Annotated in this window: 19 protein-coding genes, 1 tRNA gene and 1 pseudogene; 7 read left to right on the top strand and 14 right to left on the bottom strand. The window is 44.8% G+C overall.

Going from position 1 to position 23,565, the window contains the following annotated elements:
- Positions 1 to 100: 100 nt before the first annotated feature.
- Positions 101 to 733, top strand: a complete 633-nt coding sequence (locus NFI81_RS11285) for a response regulator transcription factor (RefSeq protein ID WP_234612337.1) — start codon at positions 101 to 103, stop codon at positions 731 to 733.
- A 79-nt stretch (positions 734 to 812) separates the two neighbouring features.
- On the opposite strand, the gene NFI81_RS11280 is transcribed toward NFI81_RS11285, so the two are convergent.
- The 12 genes and pseudogenes from NFI81_RS11280 to NFI81_RS11225 form a co-directional block, all read right to left on the bottom strand.
- On the bottom strand, positions 813 to 4,667 hold the full coding sequence (locus tag NFI81_RS11280) for a GEVED domain-containing protein (protein ID WP_234612338.1): 3,855 nt from the start codon (positions 4,665 to 4,667) through the stop codon (positions 813 to 815).
- An 807-nt stretch (positions 4,668 to 5,474) separates the two neighbouring features.
- Complete coding sequence (locus NFI81_RS11275) at positions 5,475 to 5,870, bottom strand: response regulator (RefSeq protein ID WP_234612339.1); 396 nt, start codon at positions 5,868 to 5,870, stop codon at positions 5,475 to 5,477.
- Between the two features lie 3 nt (positions 5,871 to 5,873).
- On the bottom strand, positions 5,874 to 7,580 hold the full coding sequence (locus tag NFI81_RS11270) for a PAS domain S-box protein (RefSeq protein ID WP_234612340.1): 1,707 nt from the start codon (positions 7,578 to 7,580) through the stop codon (positions 5,874 to 5,876).
- Between the two features lie 190 nt (positions 7,581 to 7,770).
- Positions 7,771 to 8,283 carry a VOC family protein gene (locus NFI81_RS11265; protein WP_234612341.1) on the bottom strand — a complete coding sequence of 171 codons (513 nt, stop codon included), beginning with the start codon at positions 8,281 to 8,283 and terminating at the stop codon, positions 7,771 to 7,773.
- Positions 8,284 to 8,383: 100 nt separating this feature from the next.
- Positions 8,384 to 8,677: a putative quinol monooxygenase gene (locus tag NFI81_RS11260; protein ID WP_234612342.1), complete on the bottom strand. Its 294-nt coding sequence runs from the start codon at positions 8,675 to 8,677 to the stop codon at positions 8,384 to 8,386.
- A gap of 70 nt (positions 8,678 to 8,747) precedes the next feature.
- On the bottom strand, positions 8,748 to 9,392 hold the full coding sequence (locus NFI81_RS11255) for a TMEM175 family protein (protein WP_234612343.1): 645 nt from the start codon (positions 9,390 to 9,392) through the stop codon (positions 8,748 to 8,750).
- Positions 9,393 to 9,480: 88 nt separating this feature from the next.
- Positions 9,481 to 10,668, bottom strand: coding sequence for a glutathione-independent formaldehyde dehydrogenase (locus tag NFI81_RS11250; RefSeq protein WP_234612344.1), 1,188 nt, complete (start codon positions 10,666 to 10,668; stop codon positions 9,481 to 9,483).
- A 62-nt stretch (positions 10,669 to 10,730) separates the two neighbouring features.
- The gene (locus tag NFI81_RS11245; RefSeq protein WP_234612345.1) at positions 10,731 to 10,940 is read right to left on the bottom strand and encodes a hypothetical protein; all 210 of its coding nucleotides are present in this window, start codon (positions 10,938 to 10,940) and stop codon (positions 10,731 to 10,733) included.
- A gap of 478 nt (positions 10,941 to 11,418) precedes the next feature.
- On the bottom strand, positions 11,419 to 11,565 hold the full coding sequence (locus NFI81_RS11240) for a chromate transporter (RefSeq protein ID WP_234614918.1): 147 nt from the start codon (positions 11,563 to 11,565) through the stop codon (positions 11,419 to 11,421).
- Positions 11,566 to 11,602: 37 nt separating this feature from the next.
- Positions 11,603 to 11,884, bottom strand: a complete 282-nt coding sequence (locus NFI81_RS11235) for a hypothetical protein (protein ID WP_234612346.1) — start codon at positions 11,882 to 11,884, stop codon at positions 11,603 to 11,605.
- Positions 11,885 to 11,927: 43 nt separating this feature from the next.
- A complete protein-coding gene (locus tag NFI81_RS11230) occupies positions 11,928 to 12,488 on the bottom strand; it encodes a helix-turn-helix domain-containing protein (protein WP_234612347.1) in 561 nt (186 codons plus the stop codon).
- Positions 12,434 to 12,799, bottom strand: a pseudogene (locus NFI81_RS11225) (chromate resistance protein ChrB domain-containing protein). The gene NFI81_RS11230 and the pseudogene NFI81_RS11225 overlap by 55 nt, the downstream one beginning before the upstream one ends.
- A 256-nt stretch (positions 12,800 to 13,055) precedes the next feature.
- Here NFI81_RS11225 and uvrA point away from each other — a divergent pair.
- The gene (uvrA, locus tag NFI81_RS11220; RefSeq protein ID WP_234612348.1) at positions 13,056 to 15,602 is read left to right on the top strand and encodes an excinuclease ABC subunit UvrA; all 2,547 of its coding nucleotides are present in this window, start codon (positions 13,056 to 13,058) and stop codon (positions 15,600 to 15,602) included.
- A gap of 302 nt (positions 15,603 to 15,904) precedes the next feature.
- Here uvrA and NFI81_RS11215 read toward each other — a convergent pair.
- Together NFI81_RS11215 and NFI81_RS11210 are read right to left on the bottom strand one after the other, a co-directional pair.
- A tRNA-Leu gene (locus tag NFI81_RS11215) sits at positions 15,905 to 15,988 on the bottom strand.
- A 115-nt stretch (positions 15,989 to 16,103) separates the two neighbouring features.
- Positions 16,104 to 17,348 carry an ABC transporter permease gene (locus NFI81_RS11210; RefSeq protein WP_234612349.1) on the bottom strand — a complete coding sequence of 415 codons (1,245 nt, stop codon included), beginning with the start codon at positions 17,346 to 17,348 and terminating at the stop codon, positions 16,104 to 16,106.
- 103 nt (positions 17,349 to 17,451) lie between these two features.
- On the opposite strand from NFI81_RS11210, the gene NFI81_RS11205 reads away from it, so the two are divergent.
- From NFI81_RS11205 to NFI81_RS11185, 5 genes are all read left to right on the top strand, one after another.
- Complete coding sequence (locus NFI81_RS11205) at positions 17,452 to 18,714, top strand: asparagine synthetase B (RefSeq protein WP_234614862.1); 1,263 nt, start codon at positions 17,452 to 17,454, stop codon at positions 18,712 to 18,714.
- A 178-nt stretch (positions 18,715 to 18,892) separates the two neighbouring features.
- Complete coding sequence (locus NFI81_RS11200; RefSeq protein ID WP_234612350.1) at positions 18,893 to 20,137, top strand: efflux RND transporter periplasmic adaptor subunit; 1,245 nt, start codon at positions 18,893 to 18,895, stop codon at positions 20,135 to 20,137.
- A 5-nt stretch (positions 20,138 to 20,142) separates the two neighbouring features.
- Complete coding sequence (locus tag NFI81_RS11195) at positions 20,143 to 21,588, top strand: TolC family protein (RefSeq protein ID WP_234612351.1); 1,446 nt, start codon at positions 20,143 to 20,145, stop codon at positions 21,586 to 21,588.
- Between the two features lie 3 nt (positions 21,589 to 21,591).
- Positions 21,592 to 22,254, top strand: a complete 663-nt coding sequence (locus NFI81_RS11190) for an ABC transporter ATP-binding protein (protein ID WP_234612352.1) — start codon at positions 21,592 to 21,594, stop codon at positions 22,252 to 22,254.
- Between the two features lie 33 nt (positions 22,255 to 22,287).
- On the top strand, positions 22,288 to 23,532 hold the full coding sequence (locus NFI81_RS11185) for an ABC transporter permease (protein WP_234612353.1): 1,245 nt from the start codon (positions 22,288 to 22,290) through the stop codon (positions 23,530 to 23,532).
- Positions 23,533 to 23,565: the final 33 nt, after the last annotated feature.

The raw sequence follows: 23,565 nt of genomic DNA, 5'->3' as shown, positions 1-23,565 counted from the left end.
AATGAAGATGACAAGTATTTGCTATATTCTAGAAAGTATTCGGGTGCTAATTTTGCAGCATGTTATTTAAAAATCATATTCATTGCTATTAACTGACTGCATGGCGTCAAGGATCATTATTTTCGACGATAATCAGGAGCGGTTGAGCAGCGTTTCCATGCTCCTCAATCTCTCCGACGGTTTCTTGTGCACCGGAACTTTCCCTAATGCCAATAATCTTTTGGCCAACATTACCGAATCGAAGCCCGACCTTGTCCTCATGGATATTGACATGCCCGGAACAAACGGCATTGACGCGACCATTCTGATCAGAAGGCATTTTGGTGCATTGCCTGTCCTGATCCAAACGAACTTTGAAGAAGATGAGCGTATTTTTGGCAGTCTGCAAGCTGGCGCCAACGGATATTTGCTCAAAAAAACAAGTCCTGAAAGGTTCATTGAAAGTTTAAGAGAGGCGCTTGAAGGTGGTGCGCCTATGACTGGCAGCATTGCTACCAAAGTCCTGCGCTATTTTTCTGCTGAAACGGCAGCCAAAAAAGATTACCACCTAACCGAGCGCGAAAAGCACATTTTAGGTTTTTTGGTTAAAGGTTACAGTTACAAATTAATCGCCGCAGAATGTGATATTGCTTACAACACCGTGAATAATCACATTCGCAATATCTATGACAAGCTTTACGTAAACAGTGCCACTGAGGCGGTTAGCCTGGCAATCAGGGAGAGGCTGGTCTGATCAGGAGCAAATCTCCCGGCAAACATTTTGTTTTCGCCAATGTAAGGGTAATCCATCACAAGAAATCGTTATGCTTTCGCTACTCCCTTACTACTTTCCTGATTTCGGAAATACTTCCGTTGTCAAACTTGAAGATGTTTAAACCAGGAGACAGCTTATCGATCGAAATAACATTCAATCCAGGTTGCAAACTCTTAGTCTTATGCGATCGTAATCTGCCTGTCAGATCATAGTTGGTGATATTCCACGTGCCTTTATTTATCGCATTGATTTCAATATATACTTTACCAGTGCTTGGGTTAGGGTAAAAATTGCCGACAACGGACGTTTCTGCATCGTTTCCTATTGCAATCATTTTAGAAAAACTGTATTTGGCATCCAGATCGATCATTTTCAGGCGGTAATATGCTTTTCCACGAGGTGAATCTGGATCAAGGAAAGTGTAAATCCGTTGTGTTTTCGATGCCTGCTCACCTATTTTCTCAAATGTTTTTGCATCCATGCTCCTTTGAATTTCGAAATGGCTGAAATCAACTTCTGAGCTGGTTTTCCAGGTAAGTTCATTGCTGTTCTCTATCGCTTTCCCTGTGAAAGAAACCAATGTGACTGGTAATGCTTGGTCAATTGATTTCGCTATAAAGCCACTAAATCCGGTTACAGGGAATGTTACTTCCCAAATGGAATTGATCGAGTTCCAAACAAAGGTATAATCTCCTGCATTCCAGGAATTTCCCTCGGTTGGGATGTTTGATGGCGGCCCGGAATAATTCAAGCCTGTCGAACTGGTTCCTGAAAACTTAATGATCTGGAAGTTGGCAATACCCGAGACATCATCCGGGCCGGTTGGTAAAAAGCCGGCAGTGATCGTAGCGTTATAGGCATTAAAATCGGCTTGTGAGAAGTACAAAGTCACGGTGCCGGTTGCGGTGCTTGCGTTGGTGGTTGGTGTAATCTCATAATGTCGCGGTACATAGTAAAAAGGGGGGATTGTTTCAAGCCAGCTTTTGATAGTAGCCTCCATGAAACCTTCTGCGGGCACTACTTTGGCAATGTATTCACAACCATTAGCTACCAAAGGCGTTGTCGCGACATTTTGTGTATTTGTAGTTGCGGCAGTAGGGAGCGAGACGTTACCGCTGCAAATCGGAGCAACAATATTCACAAAGTAATCTTCCGTTTCACCACTGTCATAACCTCCGCAGGCAGAATTACCTACTCCCCCGTTACCGGATATGACTCTCATGCGCGTAAAACCTGGCAAGGCCGTTTCTGGAATCGTGATAGAACCCGTCAATGTATAGTCCGGGGAAAAGTTATTTGATGAGAAATACACCCTTTCCGCTGGTGCGTCAAAGCTTCCATTATGGTTGTAATCGATCCAAACAGACGTTGAACTGACACCAAAAGATCCGCACTGACCCATCCGAATAGCGATCGGGGTAGCATTTGATATTGCAAGGTTCGGCGCTGCTACCAGATGGGTGTAATCCGAATACCTGTTACGGATAGAGCCCGGGCCTCCGGATTGGCTACAGTCGGATGAATTGTTTAATTCAGCAATCGTTACATTAATTATGTCCGAACCTGATGTATTATCAGACGCAGAATTGCAAGGACAATAAAGGAATGTCCCATGGACAGCCACCGGTGTCGATACGGTTGTGTTTGCGCCGGTTGGACAGGTTACCTCGCAATAATAATTGTCAGGACCTGTGATGGTCGCAGTATATGTATCGCTGGTAGCACCTGCAATAGGACCCGCATCGTTGTACCATTGATAGTTGTTATTAGAAGTAAGTATGGTGGGACTGAGTGAAAAAGTTAAACTCACCTCCGGGCAAACCGGGTTTTGCGTAGCTATTGCATTCAGTTGTAGCGGGCTGTCGCTGCAAGCAGGAGGTGGTACAATGTTGATCAGATAATCTTCGGTTTCCCCCTGACCATAATTTTCGCACGCGGAATTAAGCGGAGCCAGGCCAACAGAGGTAATGACCCGCATACGGGTGATGCCTGTTAATGCGGTTTTAGGAATGATAAATGAGCCAGTTGTGGTCAAATTCTGAAAACCTCTTGCCTGATGTATAAATTCACCCGGACTTTCAAAGGTGCCATTGCGGTTATAGTCTATCCATATAGCAATGTGGAAATACGAGTCAGTCCCCCCTGCAGTTACTGAAAACGGAATCGTAGCCAGCTGATTAAATTCGGGTGCATCCACCAGGGTTGTAAAGTCGGAATAGGCACCAAGAACAGATCCTGGTCCGCCGGTTTGAGAAAAGGTGGTTGAATGGTTTAATGTTCCTGCGGTTACGTTAGTAACATCTAATGTTGGTCCGCTAAGAGCGGTAGAAGTGCAATAGCATGTCAGGACAGAAACCGGGATTGATCTTGTTGTTTTTGAGCCATTGGAACAGGTTACCTCACAATAAAAATTATCCGGGCTGGTGATGGTTGCCGTATAAGTTTCGCTTGTTGCACCTGCAATCGGTCCGGCGTCATTATACCATTGATATGTGTTACCGGCAGTAATAATGGCGGGACTCAGAGAAAACGTATACTTTGCTTCCGGGCAAACGGGAAGTTGTGTAGCGATCGTTTGGGCTTGTATCGGGTCACCACTGCATGCGGGAACTTCTCCAATGTTTACCAGATAATCTTCGGTTTCTCCCTCACCATAGTTTTCACAAGCAGAACCTACCGGATTTTGACCAACATTTGTCACGATTCTCATTCCTGTAACGCCTGTTGCAGCGCTTAAAGGAATCGTGAAAGAACCGCTAACTGTATGGTTGCCAGAATTTGCTTGTGATGTTTGATGTACTCTTTCACCTTCATTTTCGAAAATGCCATTCTGATTGTAATCGATCCAGATGGAAGTTGAGGCGTTACCGCTGTTTTCCCCTACTTGTATTGAAAATGGAATCGTGGCTTGCTGATTAAAGACCGGAGCCGCCACCAAAGTGGTGTAATTGGAATATCTATTTAAAATGGATCCGGGCCCTCCGGTTTGAGAGAGGTTAGAGGCGTTGTTCAGTGTCCCTGCCGTTACATTGAAAATGTCCGGACCTGTGTCATTATTAGCAGCAGAAGGGCAATAGCATTCATAAAACGATTTTACACGAATAGCAATAGGCGTTGATTGACCCGTTTGGCCACTTTGGCTGCATGTAACTGCACAATAAAAATTATCTGTGGCTGTAATGGTTGCCGTGTAGGTAGTGTTAGTAGCGCCCGCGATAGGACCTGCATTGTTAAACCATTGGTAAGTAAACCCAGCTGCGTCACCACTATTCAATGCGGAAGATGATGAAAACGACAAGTCAATGGTTCCACTGCTGCAAATAGCAGTCTGGCTTGCTATGGTATTTCCCGGTGCAGGTGCACCATTGCAAGCTGGTGGTGATACAATATTTACTGTATAGTCTTCTGTTTCACCACCATTGTAACTTCCGCAAGGGTCAACATATCCAACTGCCGCAGTAATAACCCGCATTCGGGTCGGGCCTAACAATGCACTTCCAGGAATAGTGAATGTTCCTGTTACGGTATGATTTGGTTCGAAATTTGACCCCGAGCGATACGCAAGTTCACCATCACCGAAATTTCCATCATGGTTGAAGTCGATCCAAATTGAACTTGTAACTGATTGATAGCCGGTGCAATAGGCGACGCTGATCGAAAGAGGAACGGTTTTGAATTGCATTAGATCCGGGGCAGCAAGATCGGTGTAATTCGAATAACTACCCGGCACAGAACCAGCGCCAGCCGCTTGATTACAGGATGAGGAATTGTTTAATGTCCCGATCGCCACGTTTACGATATCCTGGGCACCGCCACCCGTGGAGGCGCAATAGGTTTGTGCGTGAATGATGCCGCTACTGGCAAGACACAAGAGGATTAAAAGAAATGTTGAGTAGAACTTTATGATTTTCATCCGAACGTAGTTAAGGTCTTTTATACAAAAAACAGTAAACTACACACATCGCACAATAGCAAATAATTGCTATCCCCGCGTGCTCCAAGTTGTTATATGAATGAATAATACAAGAAAAAAGCCCCTCAACTTGCGTTGAAGGGCTTTCGTACCCGCAACGGAACAAATGTCGAACCAGATGCTAATCAATTTAAAAAAGTTGGCAGATATAAGTATCTAGAAATGAGTAGATTAGTTTATTTGATAATGTTGCCAATGTATCGTGACTGAGACTAAACTCTTGGTACATGAGGTTGTTACACAGAGGGTGTTTGCGAAGCTGCCAGAGGTTTTTACACTGTAACTCTTTAAATTTAGATGGACATTTTCATATCGTCTCCTTGGGGGCACAACTAATTATAGCCAAACACATGCAACCGGTTCTGTGTGCTAGAGACGCTACCACTCAATAGACTGTACTTGCTTTTGCTTGTCTCACAAAACGTCCGAGCGTTGCGACTAATTCAGGCCGCCATGCCTTGGGGGCGAGTGTCTCACATTCGAGCATTTATGAGATTTTGAGTAAAGCATGTATCTTAGGAAAAGTTCATGAATTAAAATCATACCGTCAACAATGAGACAAGAATCAACATTTGTTCAAGTAAGGATTTTTTGATCGACGCATTCAAGGTTAGGATCAAAATTGACGTTTCTTGACTGGCGGTGGAATTAACCCTAAAAACGGCGAGTTGTCGCTGGGAATCAGTTTGCCACGGGATGAGGAGGTCATGGCATCGTATTGTCTAGAGAGGTTAACGATGTCAAAAATTAAGGCATTTCATTAGAAATAAGAATTTCCTTTAAATCTTGTTTTGAAAGCGGTTTGGGATAGAGCTTTTTAATCACCGGATAAGATCGAGCTTTAATCTTGTCACTTGCATCTGTAGAGGAGGTGATCATGTATAATTTGAATTTATCACTGGCAACAATATTTAGTTGTTGCAATCTGTCTAAAAATTCCCATCCATTTAAAACGGGCATATTGATGTCTAAAAGTACAACAACATAATCGGCTACATTTTGTAGTTTTTCTATTGTCGATAAACCAACCTCTCCATTTTCGCATTGATGACAATTAACTGTACTATCAATGTTATGCATCATTCTTTGGGTAACTAATCTAACAATTGGATCGTCATCTATAATTATAACCGTTTTATTCATTTTTTAAGTTAAATGTTGTGCCTTTTCAACTACATCCTTTACGATTTCATCCAACTCGTTAGCCGAATCTCTTAAATGTTTTAACCACATTAAAGTGTCATCCAGATTTTTATCGTTATCATCAATAGCATTCATAATTGCGAGCATTCTCGCAAGGGGTGCACGTACAATATGTGACTGAGTCCAGGCAATACTTTTTAGTTTTTCATTCTGTGTTTCAATTTTTCCGATATATTCAATTCTGCTTATCTCAAATTTCTTTCGCTCTGAGATATCATTCATAGCTCCTACCATACGGATAGGGGTTCCTTTTTCGTCTCTAATTACTATACCCCTATCAATTACATCGGCAAAAGTTTTGTCATTTTTTTGATAACGGTACTCAGAGATCCAATGGGATTGACGAGGATTCTCAAGCGTTCCATAAATGCTTTGTAACACCCGTTTCCGATCCTCAGGATGGATGTGGTTTGTCCAGGACTTCAATGATGGAGTGACCTTTTCGACCTGGTATCCAAACAGATTACCGAAACCAGATCCCCAGTAAAGCGTATCCTCGAAAATATTCCAATCCCATATCGCATCATTGGTTGCTTCGGCGACTTTTTCAAAGCGTTCGTTAGAACGAAGCAAGTGTATATCTGACTCTTTTCTTTGTGTAATGTCTTTAAAATAAACAGACAGTCCGGTGTTTGAAGGATATACCGTCACTTCGAGCCATACCTTCAATGCTGGATAAAACTCTTCAAAAGTCAAATTTTCCTGAGTTTCCACGGCTTTATGATATTGGCGATAAAAGTCAGTATCTATTGCGTCAGGATATTCGTCCCAAAGGTTTTTACCAATGAGGGTGTCCCTCTTCCGGTGTAAAACCTTTTCGGTTTCTTTGTTCAAATAGGTTAGTACCCAATCTTTGTTTACAGTGAAGAAAGCATCTCCGATACTTTCCAGTATATTAATTTTTTCCTGATAGGCTTTATCGAGTTTTTCTGCGGCCTGCTTACGTTCATCTACATTCTTGAAGTATGCTGATATGCCACCATGTGATGGATATGCATTTATTTCATACCATTTCCCATTCCCCGGATAATAGTAATCAAAGGATTCCTTCTTTTTTGATCGGGCAACTCTTTTATAAATTTTCCGAATGACAGTATCTGCACTTGCTGGGAATAGTTCCCAAATGTTTTTGCCTAAAACATCTTCTGCCTTCTTTAACAGCAGGTTCTCGGCTTCTTTATTAAAATAAGTAAATTTCCAATTTTTATCTACTGCATAAAAAGCGTCAGATATACTTTCCAATATCTCACGCATCTGAAGAGCCAGCAACTTGGAACTATGAATATCCTGAAAACTGCCATATATTCGCCGGCATTTACCTTGCACCATTTCAGCATTTCCGGTAGCCCGAATCCATCTTTCTTTCTTTTTTTTAGTGATGATTACAGCTTCAAAGTCAAATTCAGCACCCGTTTCAATACTCTTTACTATAATCTCATTTACCATTGATTGATAATCATTTCGGTAAAAACCAAGGGCTGTTTTTAAATCAGGGATGAAAGTTTTTGGGTTCGTTTCGTGCAGTTCGTGAACCATCGTTGACCAGTAAAGTTTGTCATTTACCACATCAATTTCCCAACTTCCAATTTTGTCCAGTCTTGAAGCCTGTTGGAAAAACACATTATTGAAGTCATGTTTGTTTTCTTCCATATTGCAACTGTTTTGGCCATGCTCTTCGTACCTGAACATAGAGGTCTCCGGCGTAATCCATGCACAATTTTAAGCAAACTGGCTGCGAGCTGATATTAATGAAATTCTTAACTGTTGCCAATTAAACTCGTCATCAAACATCCCGGGCCAGCGATTAACCGTCTGCTAAGATCGAAAGAAAACTTCACGATTACAGGGGCCCGATCAGCTCCACAAACGTTCCGTCCGGATCCTGGACGAGTACGAAGTGTGAATCTTTTGTCAGAGGCGTAGGTGTGTTGCCCAGGAAGGTCACGTTTTGCTCCTTCAGCCTTTCAATGATGGGTTTTAAGGATTTGACCTGAATGGTGATATACTGCGGACCTGTATCGTCCTGAATGAATTTTGACTTTGGATGACCTACCTTTTTACCAAAACTCATCAGTTTCCAATCGGTGCCTTCGGGGCTGTTTTCCAGTTTAAGAATGTTTACGTCAACCGCTTCACCACCTGTTAAACCGCCTCGTTTACCGAATTCTGCATTGATTGTAAAATTGCCGGTTTTGACCATGCCGATCCCTTTTATATAGAAATCCAATGAGCGTTGCATGTCTGCTACCACGACGCCTACCCCGATGGATTTGCTTGTAAAATTGGATTGTGCGTGAACGAGACCGCCAAAAAGGAGCGTAGTAAGAATTAACAGATTCTTGAAAGTGGACATGCTTATCAAATTATTTATTTTAAAAATAGGATCACTGCCGCATCTAGATTTTCTATGAAGAGCCTAAACACAATTATTATGAAGGGTAGTACTCAATGTTTTACTTGACTGCCAGTAAGTCGACCATTTCAAGGACCGGATCAACTGCAAGCAGGTCCGGCGCATTTGCCATCAATGCTTTGGCGATCTCGCCTCCCAAATGTGCCTCCCTGCCTTCCTGAGTTTCGAATGTATCGAAAATTCCGAATGTGGAAGGGCCTATTTGCAGGGCAAACCAGTTGATGGTACCTGCTTCCTCCATCGCCAAAGGCAAGGCACCTTTGAGAAAGTCCGCGACGTCTTGTTCTTTACCTGGCTTAGCTTCGAGCCTTGCCAGAATTCCCAATTTTACCATAGCTGTTTGACTAGTTTAAATGAAATGAACTTAATACATCCTTGTGATGAGATGGTATTAAAGTCAAGCGTTAATCTTTGGGATTATACTGCTGGTATTGGTTATTCTTGTCCCTAACCTTTTTTTCACTAAGTCGTGGTAGAGCGAAATAGATGTATAACAAAATAATGGGTATAATACTGAATGCTACACTCCACAAACAAATGATCAAGGCAGCCAGGTGCAATGCAGGGGCAATTGCATATTCCTTTGTTAAAAATTGAATGAGTTTTGGATCGGCATTTTCTTCTAAAAGGTCTTTCTTTCTGATAGCATACCACCAGACGCAGTTATAAAGCAATGTCATAAGCACCAATGTTGTGTGATAGATTAACGCTGCCGTTCGTTCGTCCGGCTTCCCTACGTGGCGGGCCAATAATCCTGTGGTGAAAGACTGAAGCGTTACGAACATTAAAAACAAGACATTCAATATAAGCAGGTGCTGATTGGTCTGTTTTATATAAATATACATGTTGTGATGGTTCGACCAGGCAATGCATATAAACAGGAAAGACGCGGCGAATGCAGCATAATGAGGCCATTCTTGGATAAGTTGCTGCAATAGATCTGTTCCGGTTTCAGGTTTAGGCAATTCCGTAGCAAGCAATGTTGCCGCTATGGCTAACACAGCGTCACTAAAATATTCGAGTCTGTCAGTTGGCCGGTGATTGTGCATAAGAATTTTTTAAAAATTCAATCAATCAGGAAAGCCTGGATTTTTAGGAACAGACTTTCCTGATTGATGAACAATAGTTATTTTTTGCTTATGCTGTTATTGCCTCCCGTGCTTCTCCTTGTTTTTTTGTGGCGCCTTGCATACCCGGTTTCAAAATTACCTTCGTCCAGCCATTATCGCGGGCATCAAAATGCTGGTAACCCTCTGGTGCTTCGTCTAATGCAAGCTCATGCGAAATAATGACGGATGGTTTGGCTTTGCCAGAAGATATCAAGCCGCAAAGCTGACGATTATAGGATTTGACGTTTGCCTGGCCTGTTGCAATACTTTGACCTTTCAACCAAAAATTACCAAAGTCAAAATCCATGTGGCCTTCTTTGGCAAGCGGGTCCTCTGCTTTTGGATCTGGTGCAACAAAAACACCTACCACACCAATCGAGCCTGTGAACTTGACAGCTTTCACGAGTTCGTTCATAGTGATATTATTATGTTCGTGCCCGTGCTTATCGCAACATTGGTAACCAACGCATTCGCAACCTCTGTCAGCTCCAAGACCATCGGTCAGTTCAAGGACCTGGTCAACTGCTGGTGCTTTTGAAAAGTCGATAGGTATGCCGCCCAATTCTTCGGCCAGTTTTAGCCTGTCGGGATGATCATCTACCACCATAATTTTGTTCGCGCCCTTTATGCCAGCTGAAATCGTTGCCATTAAACCCACCGGCCCGGCACCGTAAATGACCACATTATCACCGGGCTTAACGCCTGCCAACTCGGTTGCATGAAAGCCGGTAGGGAAAATATCAGATAGCATTACGTAATCGTTTTCCTTTTCTCTGGCATCTTCGGGAAGTTTTAAACAGTTAAAGTCCGCAAATGGCACCCGCAGGTATTCAGCCTGTCCTCCGTTGTAGGGGCCCATTCCGGCAAAACCATAAGCGGCACCCGCAAACCCGGGATTCATGGTCAAACAAAAGGCAGTGAGTCCACTTTCGCAATTCTTACAATGACCGCAACTGATATTAAAAGGCATACATACCATGTCACCAACTTTGATGTTGACCACCGCATTACCTACCTCAACTACCTCCCCGAGATTTTCGTGGCCAAAAATCCGTCCTTCTTCCATATTAGTCCTGCCTTCATACATATGCAGGTCAGAACCACAAATATTAGTCGTTGTGATCCTCACCAATACGTCAGTGGGTTGTTCAATCTCCGGGTCCGGCATCTCTGCTACTCTTACGTTTTTAGGACCGTAATACACTAGTGCTTTCATGATACTTTCGATTAAGTGAATGAATTGTTTTTGGAAGCTAAAAAGGCTCATGGGCCGTTCGATCAAGGGCCTCTTTCGAGTAAGGCAGAAGCTCCAACGAGCAGGGCAGGCATCGAAAACTTTCGAAGACCGGAATACATCGGCACCAGACACGCCGCAGCAAATGCGATCCGCTTGGTAAAGCTCAAATAGATGTAAGATGAACCCGTAGGATGCGTTTTGATCACCCCGCGATCGATGAATTCAGATGATGTGATTTTAATCGTTGCCATCGTGTTTGACTTATGTAGATCGGAAGTGCAATTGTTGACTGGCCTTGCACCGAAACAGGGTTCGTACTGTTTCAGTAATTGGTGCAATAATTAAAGCTGAGGCCGGGCGCTACTTAAATTACGTTCCAGGCCATTTGATATTGGCACGCCATTTCTTTATTTAGTAAATAATTGATTATGAGGATATTGCTAATCAATCCAATTTCTGATAGGTAGACGAAATTCCCCATACTGAGTCGAAGCAACTGATGGCATGATAGCAGACCCTTGGGTTAGGTGATTCACATGTACCAAAATTTATCGATCTGCCAAAGTAGGAATTGTTAATTTCAAGCGAGGAAGCGTTATTAATAGGCCTGATAACTTCCATTATGAAATCGGCTTGTTGACAGTACAGTTTTGTGTTACCGAATCTAGTTACAGGATCTTCGAAGTGTTGAGCAACTTCTGTAATGCTTCTACCTTATGCAGGTGAATTTCACTCTTTTTGATTTTCAGCGCACGCAGCTTTTTCAAATGCCACTCCAACCAATGTTGCCCCCAGCAGACCATAATGTACATACCCCAAATAGATGGCCAGCTGTGCCGCGAGCGGGCCCGGTGCTAATTGTGACAGCGGTGCCATTTTGCGCACGGACAACAGGAACCATTTCAACGGAAAATCAGACTTGTTTTGTCTTCCAGAGATTAAGTCCAATTGGAAAACCAACCACATAATAATCGCTGAAATTGGTTTCTACATGGTCTTTATCCAATGTCACAATTGGATGCAGAATACCCTGATAACCAACCATTCGGGGAAATGTCGGCGGCGGCGTGGCAACAGTTTGGGCAAACGAGACGCTTATGGATGCAATGCCGGATAGCAACAGGGCAATCGTGCCCCGGGCCATCGTGCCACGAAAAGTGGCTTTGTAACGTGTGGTGAATATTTTCAGCTTCATACAGTAATTTTTGACAGGTCAAGATTACTGCGTCTCTACTCGCCTAAATAGAATGATTTTTATTTACTGGTACGTATTTTACCTTTTGCCGGTTTTTTTGTATTCCCAGGGAGTTTGGCCGATCTGTTTTTTGAAAATAAGGGTAAAATGCCTTTGGTCCGAAAAGCCGGTCAGGTAAGGCGATCTCCGTTAAAGTGTAATCCGTCGCTTCAAGTAACTGTATGGCTTTGTCGATCCTGAGTTTCCGGATGTATTCACCAAACGATAGGTCATCAAAATAACGGGCGAATGTGCGCGATACATAAGCGGGATTTACATCCACGCTTTCGGCCAGCTCGGTCAGGCTTAAAGCCAGGTTCATATCGATCTGATCCTGAATCATTGAATTTAATTCCTTTACCCACACCGGCGGCTTGCGCTTATTATCAGGGTTCATGTAAGCATGCAGGACAGCCAGTAAAAGCTGCTTGGTCGGGCTTTGTGTATGCTTGACTGATTGAAGATGTTTTGCCCAGCTGTACAAAGCATCGTAAATAATTATCCCCTGATCTAGAAGTTGCTGATCATCATCAAAATTGAAAGACAGCCCGCGGATATGGCCCAAAGTCCGGCAGATTGTGGAGCCAGTAAATGGTCATCGGTGTCGGCACCGCGCACGATCGGAGCCATGGCCAGCAGTGCCGGATCTGTAAGCTTGTGTTTTGTGATGAAATAATCGAAAGTGCATCAATCTTCATAATGGGTGTATTCGACACCAGGCACATCAAAAGGGGTAGCGCCTGAACTTTGTGCCAGTTCAATGACCTGATCTTCGGGCACAAAAGTAATCGTAGCGTCCCGATCAATAAACCGCTTAATGAGCCGCGGGCAGGCTAGCCTGTCAATCTTGGGTCTTTCTAGCGTGATCCAGTTCATTTATGAATTTTAATTAAGGGCCACAAATTAGTCATAAAGGCGTTTCTTCGGTGAAAACAATCTTCCAATTGAACGAATGTTTTCGGGGGAGTTAAGGGGCTTTCCTGTCATCCAATGTATGCACAACATTAATTAATTTAAGAATCGATTGGGCAGGAATCAGATCAGGTACGAAATTTGCTCAACAGGGACTTCCGAAAAAAGTGTTAACATAGCGCTGCGATTATTGCATACGGTAGAATTTACCCCAGATCTCATGTCAAAAGAATCACCATCGCCGCCTGCTTCAGATTTTGTCAAAGTACGGGGAGCCAAAGAGAATAATCTTAAGAATGTGGATCTGGAAATTCCCAGAGGCGCACTGGTCGTATTTACCGGTGTCTCGGGTTCGGGCAAATCCTCCCTTGCTTTCGGGACATTGTATGCCGAAGCGCAGCGTCGATATCTGGAGTCGGTCTCTCCGTACGCCAGGCGACTTTTTAATCAGATGTCCATTCCTCAGGTCGATAGTATTGAGGGGCTTCCGCCGGCTATCGCTTTGCAGCAGCAGCGGGGAGGGACGAGCACACGTTCCTCGGTGGGCAGCGTCACAACGATTTCAAACCTGATCAGGATGCTGTATTCGAGGGCGGGTGACTATCCGGCCGGCCAGTCGATCGTATACGCAGAGTCGTTTTCACCCAACACCCCGGAAGGCGCCTGTCCGGAATGTCACGGCCTGGGCGTTGTGTATGAAGTAACAGAGCGTTCGATGGTTCCCGATGATTCCCTTTCGATCAGGGAAAAAGCCATTGCAGCGTGGCCCACCGCCTGGCAGGGGCAGAACCTGCGGGAAATATTGATGACGCTGGGTTACAATGTGGACATCCCCTGGCGTGATCTGCCAAAAAAAGACAGGGATTGGATCTTGTTTACAGAGGAGCAGCCGGTTGTTCCGGTTTATTCCGGACTCAATGCGGCACAGGTTCAACAAGCCCTGGCGCGAAAAATGGAACCTAGTTATATGGGTACATTTACCGGCGTCAAACGGTATGTGATGCAAACGTTCGCCAATTCACAGAGCCAGGCGATGAAAAAGCGCGTATCCAAATTTATGTTGAGCGCGCCATGTCCCGTCTGTCACGGAAAGCGCCTGCGTCCTGAGCCTTTGTCTGTGAAATTTGCCGGAATGGATATTGCGGAATTTTATCAGCTCAATATCAAAAGTTTACGTGAAATAATATCTTCATCCGTAAAAGCTAAAAATACCGACCCAGACCAGAAACACCCCGAAAAAACATTGGTTCTTGAACGCATCGGTCAGGATCTTTTATCCCGCCTGGATGTACTGATCGATCTGGGGCTTGGGTATCTGACCCTCGAAAGAAGCACTCCGACACTTTCGCCGGGAGAATTGCAACGCCTGCGGCTGGGGACGCAGATACACTCCAATCTTTTCGGCGTCGTCTACGTACTCGACGAGCCATCCGCAGGTCTTCATCCTGCCGACACACAGTCATTACTCCGGGCGTTAGACCGGTTAAAAGCAGCTGGAAACTCGCTTTTTGTTGTCGAACACGAGGTCGAAATCATACGCCATGCGGACTGGATCGTTGATGTAGGGCCGGGTGCGGGCGAAAAGGGAGGTGAAATACTTTACAGTGGTCCGTTACAGGGATTGGAAAAGATTCACAAGTCCGTTACAAGGCGATATTTGTTCAATGTAAATCAAAGTCAAAGAACTGCCAGAGAGGCAAAAGGGTGGCTGCGGCTAAGGGACGTAAGCCGAAATAATTTAAAGCATGTCGATGTCGATTTTCCATTAGGCGTATTAACCAGTGTCACCGGCGTATCGGGCTCGGGCAAAAGTAGTCTTATAAGTCAGGCACTTGTAGAGCTTGTTTTGGAGAAATTGGGACAGCAGATACCAGGCATAGAAGATCAGGAAGATAATCTTCTTCAGGCAGAAGTCCGAAAAACAACGACCGGGTACATTTCGGATGGCATAAGTCAGATTCGGAGGTTAATACCAGTAGATCAGAAGCCCATCGGACGTACGCCACGGTCAAACCTGGCAACTTACACGGGTCTTTTTGATCATGTCCGTAAATTGTTTGCAAATACAAAAATGGCAAAGAGTCGCAAATACGATGCGGGCCGTTTTTCTTTTAACGTCGCAAAAGGACGTTGTCCGAATTGCGAAGGTGAAGGCTTTGTAATGGTCGAGCTCTTATTTCTTCCCAGTGTGTATACGCCTTGTCCGGCTTGCCATGGAAGTCGTTACAATGAGAAGACGCTGGAAATTACATACCATGACAAAAACATTGCCCAGGTGCTTGGCATGACTGTGGATGAGGCATTTGACTTTTTTGACTCTGAACCTCAGATCAACCGGGCGCTGGATGTCGTTCGTCAGGTTGGTCTGGGTTATCTGCGTCTTGGGCAACCGGCTACCGAGCTTTCAGGAGGTGAGGCGCAGCGCATAAAGCTGGCTACCGAATTGCAACGGGCGCAGCATGGCAACACGTTGTATATTCTTGATGAGCCTACAACAGGATTGCACCCTTCCGATGTGGACAATTTACTTGTCCAGCTCAATAAGTTGGTTGATCAGGGTAATACGGTTATTGTCATCGAACACGATATGCACGTTGTCGCAAACAGCGACTGGGTGATCGATGTTGGGCCGGGTGCCGGAGATGAAGGCGGTGAAGTCGTTATAAGCGGTCCGGCAGCAACTGTTGCCGGTGAACCAGACAGTCAAACGGGAAAATATTTAGCTAGCTATTTTAATGAGAAAACGCCATTAAAAAATTCAGGATGATCTCTTATGCCGATTGGCTAATAAATCGACGCCTAAATTTTTCGCTTGTGCTAGTGGGTTAGCATATAGTCTGTCGAACCGGAAAAGTATTTTGGGTTGTAAGTTGTATTAGGCTGATAATCAAATTAATGATCGTTAAAATATTATTTTCGTTTTAAGATTTGCATAAAAAGTTCCGTTTGGTCGAGGCGACCGGAGTCGAATCAAAATGGCAGGAAAATATCACAAGAGCTGGGTTTAATTGTAATTTTTCGCGCTTCAAAAAGAAAAAAAGCCCCTCAACTTGCGTTGAAGGGCTTTTGTACCCAGAGCCGGAGTCGAACCGGCACGAGTGTAACCTCATTGGTGTTTGAGACCAACGCGTCTACCAATTCCGCCATCTGGGCATTGATCTCTCTTGTTGGGAGTGCAAAAGTATGTAGAAAAATATATTAAGCAAGCGTAATATTGAAAAAATAGCTGGAAAAAATTGCTGCAACAGACTTGCTGAACATAACCTCCTTATTCATAACGCAATGCTTCGATCGGATCGAGGCGGGAGGCTTTGATGGCTGGATAAATTCCTGAAAGTACGCCTACAACCACGCAAACCAAAATCCCCATAGCCATCCAGATCCAGGGAACTACAAATGAGCTGTCGGAGCTGATCAGGCCGGAAATGACATTGCCGATGATAATGCCTAAAATCAGGCCGGCGATTCCTCCTAATATGCAAACCACAATGGCCTCGATCAGAAATTGGAAACGGATCACGCTTGGTGTCGCGCCCAGCGATTTGCGAATGCCGATCTCACGCGTCCGTTCGGTGACGGAGACGAGCATAATGTTCATGAGTGCGATGGAAGCGCCTAATAATGTGATAATGCCGATTCCGAAGCCTCCTATGCGCAAATAACCAGTTACTTCTTCAAAATCCTTTGCAATGGCGTCGGCGCGGTCGATGGTGAAGGAATCTTCTTTGCCCAAAGCGTCATTGCGAATTCTGCGCATGATCCCCCGGGCTTCTTCAACGATGAAATCGCCATCTGAAATGTTTGGGGCAGAGGCGGTAATGTTGTAGGTCAGTGCACGGTTTGCGGCAAGTCCGCGGCCATTTTCGAGTGGAATGAGGATGATTCGGTCTGCGTCATTTTGCCCGCCGAGCGATCCCTTTTTTTGTAACACGCCAACCACTTTGTAGCGGCTGCCCATAAAAGTAATGTCTTTATTCAGCGGATCAACGCGTTCGAAGAGTTTTTTGGCGATTTCTTGTCCTATCACTGCAACATTCAGCGCATTTTCCATATCATTCTTGTCCAGGTTACGCCCAAGATCGATTTTGTAGCCATTAATGCCCAAATATTGCTCGTCCGAACCAACGACGCTGCTATTGGGATTGGTTTTTTTGGAAAGAAAATTAACCTGCACTGCTCCGCCAATGCCAGCTGAAAGTGAGGCAGTTGCTGTGTAGGAAGCTTTAAATTTGTCGGCAAATGCAAGCGCCTGACGGTAGGTTACGGGTGGATATTGTTTGCTTCGGCGGCCATCATTACGGAAATCATCGTCTTCTTTGTTTTTGACGGTGAATGTGTTGGCGCCGAGATCTGCAAAACTGCTGTTTACGGAGCTCTGTATGCCCTCAATGGCGGTCAGGATACCGACTAAGGAGGTAATTCCAATCGCAATGATCAGCGCAGTGAGCACAGTTCTGAGCAGATTGCTTTGGATGGAGCGAAGGCCTTCGTCGATATTTTCCTTGATGTTCATGTGATTAAAGCTCGTGCACCATAATGTGAATTATATCGTTTTCTTTTTATATTTAATAAATCTGATTGTAAAGCTGCGCATGAAACGTGAAAGAATCAAACCAGTGATACGCTTGTTTATCCCGCTTATCATTTTTTTAACATTATCAATTAACGGTATGTCCAACAGGCTGCTTATCCCGATGGATGAGAGCCAAAAGAACCATTTGAAGGCTTATGGGATATCTTACTGGATCCTGAAAAACTTTGAAATGGAAATGGATTGGTTGCTGAATTACCGCGGCGGTAGCTTTATGATCGCCTATAATCAGCAGTTTGCATCTGAAATGACCGTGCGCGGCGTGAGTTTTGAAGTGATTTCGGAAGGGCAGGCCGGGCAAATCCTGAGCCAGATCAGCGCGCCTGATGTGAATATGGATGCTGTGAAATTGCAGAAAGCGCCTAAAATCGCTGTTTATTCGCCTAAATCAAAGCTTCCGTGGGATGATGCGGTGACGCTCGTGCTTACTTACGCTGAGATTCCTTATGATGTGATTTATGATGACGAAGTGCTGAACAATAAGCTGCCAGAATACGACTGGCTGCATTTGCACCACGAAGATTTTACGGGCCAGTTCGGTAAATTTTATCAATACAAAGATTTCCCCTGGTATCGCGAGCAAAAGCGGGAAGCCGAGGAAACGGCCAACAAATACCAGTTCGGCAATGTGCCGCAAATGAAACTCGCGGTTGCGAAGCGCATTTCTGAGTTCGTTACGGGCGGCGGTTATATGTTCGCCATGTGCAACGCAACCGATACATTCGACATTACGCTGGCTGCTGATGGACTGGATATAGTCGAGGCAATGTATGACGGCACGCCTGTGGACCCGACCGCGAATGGCAAGCTCAATTACGAGAACACCTTCGCTTTCAAAGACTTCAAAACGATTTCCTATCCTTACGAAGTGGAATTTTCGGACATTGATAACCAGCCCGAAGAGCGCGGTTTGACGGAGCCCAATGATTTCTTTTCGCTGTTCCAGTTTTCGGCCAAGTGGGACCCGGTGCCGAGTATGCTTACGCAAAACCACCAGACCATTATCAAAGGATTTTTAGGCCAGACAACTGCATTTAAAAACCGCCTGATCAAGCCTGAGGTAATTATTTTAGCTGAAAACAAAACGGCGAAAGAGGCGCGTTACATTCACAGCACGCACGGAAAGGGCTTTTTTACCTTTTATGGCGGTCATGATCCGGAGGATTATCAGCACCGCGTAGGTGAGGAGCCTACGGACTTGAACCTGCATCCGAATTCGGCGGGTTACAGGCTTATTCTCAACAACATTTTGTTTCCTGCAGCAAAAAAGAAGAAGCTTAAAACCTAGATTTAAACGTTTCGTTTTTCCTGTTCCAAATCACACAAACCGTGCGCTAACGCACGGTTTTTTGTTTTAGAATCTAAGTTAAATTGTTGATTGTGAGTGTTTTATGTATTGGCACAATAATGGATTATTTATAGGCACATTAGCCATGAAACACATTTAACCTCCAAAAGAAATAACAATGGATCGGGAAGTTGCGCCGGACTACATCAAAACCACCAGAAACCGACGATGGCTGTTCATCGCGCTGGGAATTATCGTAACAGCAACATTGCTCTACTTTTTCCGCAAATCACTTGGCAGCACATTGGAAAGCGCCCGAATCCGCACGGCAACGGTTGAAAAAGGGAATGTTGAAAACACATTGACGGCATCAGGAGAAGTGATTCCGGCTTATGAGCAGATTTTCACAAGTCCCATCCGTGCAAGCATTAAACGCATTCTGCTCACGCCGGGAACGCAAGTGAAACCCGGGCAAGCCATTGTTGAGCTGGATAAGTCACTCACCGAGATTGAATCTGAACGCTATGAAGATCAGCTTAAATTGAAGCAGAACAGCATTGAACAGCTGCGGATGAAGCTGAACAAAGATCTATACGATGCTGAAATCAACGACCGGATCAAGTCGCTGAACATTAACAAGTTGCGGGCTGACTTTGAAGATTCGAAACGACTTCAAAAAGTAGGAGGCGGCACGGCGGAGGACATTACGCGGGCAGAAAATGCCTTAAAAATTGCTGAGTTGGAAAAACAGCAGCTGGAAAACGATTTGAAATACAATCGCGAATCCATGAGTGCAAGTTTAAAAGAGACCGAACTTGGTGCGCAGATCGAGAGCAAAAACTTAAAGGAGTTGCAGCATAAGCTAAGAATGGCGGATATTGTTGCGGACCGGAAAGGGGTTTTGACCTGGGTTAACGAAAACATTGGTTCGTCCGTGAACGAAGGCGAAATGCTCGCAAAAGTGGCGGATCTGGCCAGTTTCAGGGTAGAAGGAAGTTGCTCCGACATTTATGCGGATCAGGTGAAAGCGGGTTTAAATGTGATTATTAAATTAAATGAAGTAACGTTGAGAGGCGTGATTACACAGGTGAAACCAGCTGTTAAAGATGGCGTAATCGGGTTTGTGATTCAGCTGGATAATGCTAAAAGTGAATCACTTAGGCCTAATATGAAGGTGGAAGTTTATGTGGTGACGAGCAGTAGTTCCAACACAGTTCGCGTCGCAAATGGTCCGGCATTCACGGGTAAGAAAAAGCAGTTTGTGTATGTTCTGAAGGACAATAAAGCGCTGCGCCGTGAAGTAGAAACTGGTCTTTCCAATTTTGATTTTATTGAGATTAAAAGCGGTCTGGAAGTGGGCGAGAAGGTGATCCTGACGGATTTGAATGATTACGAGCACTTGGAGGAAATTTCAATTCAATAGATGCTATGAAAAACCTCTTCACACTGCTCATCGCCTTTTTTGTGTCTTTTCCTGGCTTTGCGCAACTTCGGAATTTGTCGTTGCAGGAAGTGGTGGCGATGGCTAAGGAGCAATCCATTGCTTCAAAACAGGCGGTTACGGCCCGGAAAACGAATTACTGGCAATTTCGCTCGTTTCAGGCCGACTATAAGCCGCAACTCAGCCTGAATGGAACAATTCCGGGTTTTACCAGATCTTATATTCAGGTCACACAGCCGGATGGGACCATTTCGTTTGAACAAGTTTCAAATAACAATTCCTTGCTCAATCTGTCTCTTAGTCAGAGCATTGCGCTTACAGGCGGCACTGTTTATGTGCAGCAGCAGACGCAGCGATTTGATGATTTTGCAAGAAACAACACACGCTATAATGGCATCCCGTTCGAAATCGGCATTAGCCAGCCGCTTTTCAGATTCAACACATTGAAATGGGACCGGAAAATCCAGCCATTGAAATACCAGGAAGGCAATCAGCAGTTTATACAATCATTGGAACAGATTGCCCTGGATGCCACGGGTTATTATTTCGAACTGCTGGTGGCGCAAGTCAATTTGCAGATTGCCGAAAAAAACCGGAGCAATAATGATACGCTTTACAAGATTGCACAGCACAAATTGTCATTGGGTAAAATATCTCAGAACGACCTCTTGCAACTTCAAATGGGCCTTTTAACTGCTCAAAAAGATCTAGCGTCGGCTCAGCAAGCCGCAGCGGTGGCTTCTCTGAAACTCAAAATGTACATGGGTTCGCGGGACGAAAGAGAGCTGGAACTAGAAATTCCCCTGGAAGCGGCTGAATTTGCGATAAATACGCAACTCGCATTGGACGAGGCATTTGCAAATCGATCGGCGGCTGTTGGTTTTCGGCGAAAGTTGCTTGAAGCAGAACAGGAAGTGCAGTTTGCAAAGAAGGAAAATGGCCTGAATGCTTCATTAAATGCGACTTTTGGGTTATCCAACCAAGGCGCGCGGCCTTCGGATGTATACATGAACCCGCAGGACCGCGAGTTTGTAGAGCTGCAATTCACATTGCCGATCATGACCTGGGGACGTAACAAGGCACGGACGGAAGTGGCGAAGGCCAATCAGGAGTTTGCGCAACAGTCGGTGGAGCAGGACAAGCTGACATTTGAGCAGGAGATTTTCACGCAGGTTACCCTTTTGCAAATGTTACAAAAGCAGGTTAAACTCACCAAATTGGCCGATAACATTGCCGCAGACCGTTATCAGATCGCCAAAGAAAGGTTTATCCTCAGCGACCTCAGCGTAACGGACCTGGGCATCGCAACCCAGGAAAAAGACATTGCCAGAAGGGATTACATTTTGGCATTAAGAGATTACTGGCAATCGTATTACAGCCTGAGAATCCTGACATTATATGATTTTGAACAAAACAAAAAAATTGCCTACTAAGCCATGATCAAACTCGAAAACGTTGAAAAAGTCTACCGCACCAGCGCCATTGAAACATTAGCGCTCAACAACATCAACATTAATGTTAAAAAAGGCGAATTCGTCTCCATTATGGGCCCTTCGGGCTGCGGAAAAAGCACATTACTGAACATTATGGGCCTGCTCGACACGCCCAGCAAAGGCCACATTGAAATCGATGGAAGCAAAGTCGAGAAATACACCGACAAGTCACTGGCGCATCTGCGCAACCAGAAACTGGGCTTCATTTTCCAAAGCTTTCACCTGATCAATGATCTTTCAGTGATAGATAATGTGGAAATCCCGCTTCTGTATCGCGCCAGCTCTTCGAAAGAACGTCGCGAACTGGCGCAGGAAGCATTGGAAAAAGTAGGCCTCAGCAACCGGATGAAGCATTTCCCAAAACAACTCTCGGGTGGGCAAAAGCAGCGCGTAGCCATTGCCAGGGCCATTGTGGGAAAGCCGGAGATCATTCTCGCCGATGAACCAACCGGAAACCTGGACAGCGCCATGGGTAACGAAATTTTAAGCATTCTCCAAAATCTGAATGAAGGAGGCGCCACCATCGTCATGGTAACCCACGACGACGCCATGGCCAAGCGCACGCATAGGCTGATCAGGCTCTTTGATGGAACGCAGGTTCTATAATTTGCTCACTCACTCATTCACTTATTGAATATTATGCTCTCAAATTATATCAAAATCGCATGGAAAGTTTTGCTAAGGCATCCTTTCTATACATTTATCACGCTCTTCGGCATCAGCCTTACACTCACGGTGTTAATGGTGCTGACATCATTCCTGGATCATTTGTTCGGGACACATTATCCGGAGGTTAACCGCAACCGCTCGTTGTACATTGCCACGGTTATCCAGACCGATTCGGCCCGCACATCCATGTCTTCGGGGCCCGCGACATTCGCTTTTTTGACTAAACATGCCAAGTCGCTCAAATCGGCGGACAAAGTGGCTATTATGTCCAATTTTAGTTTTTCCAACACTTATGTAAACGGGAAAAGGATCAAGCTGAATACCAAATACACGGATACGGAATTTTGGGACGTGATGGGTTTTCAGTTTTTGGAAGGAAAGCCGTACAATGACAATAACATTAGGAATTCAGATCACGTGGCTGTTATTACGGACGCGCTGCGGGACCAGTATTTTGAAACCGGCGGGAAGTCTGTGGTGGGAAGGAACATTGAAATCGAGAACATTAATTACCGCGTGATCGGTGTGGTGAAAGGCAGTCCGCCAACCCGTGTTTACAGCTATTCCGATGTTTATTTTCCATACACCGCACCCAAAAGCAACTATGAAAACAAAGGAATGCGTGGCCGCTACATTGCGATCGTGACAGCGAAGGACGCGTCCGATATGCCCGCAATCCAATCGGAATTTGACAGCAATATTTCACGGATTCCTTATGCAGAGATCCATACTGAGCAAAATCTGACTGTTTTGGAAGTGAAAGCCGATGAATATTTCAACCATTTTGTCAACACTTTTGCCAGGGACAGCACACAGCGGTTTTTATTTTACACCGTGGTGAGTTTTGTGATCCTGATGTTCATGGGTTTGCCAGCCATTAACCTGGTGAATGTGAATGTCAGCCGGATTTTGGAGCGAGCCTCCGAGATAGGCGTCCGGAAAGCATTTGGCGCGCCCTCTGCCGCATTGCTCTGGCAATTTATCATCGAAAATATTTTCATCACATTCATCGGAGGCGCATTTGCGCTGGCGCTGTCTTACCTGATCATTTACCTGATCAATTCCAGCGGCTGGATCGCGTACGCAGATTTAACGATCAATGTGCCGGTGTTTGCGATCAGCTTGGGTGTGTGTCTGGTATTCGGCTTGCTTTCCGGTGTGCTACCAGCGTTCAGAATGTCCAGGTTAAAAATTGTGGACGCGCTTAAAGCCTGAGATTCAGATCATTCACCGCACCGGCGACCCGGT

Origin of the sequence: Dyadobacter fanqingshengii (assembly GCF_023822005.2) — a bacterium.
Lineage (GTDB): Bacteria > Bacteroidota > Bacteroidia > Cytophagales > Spirosomataceae > Dyadobacter > Dyadobacter fanqingshengii.
The sequence above is the reverse complement of the archived record's forward strand: the minus strand, read 5'-3'. Positions and strand labels throughout refer to the sequence as shown.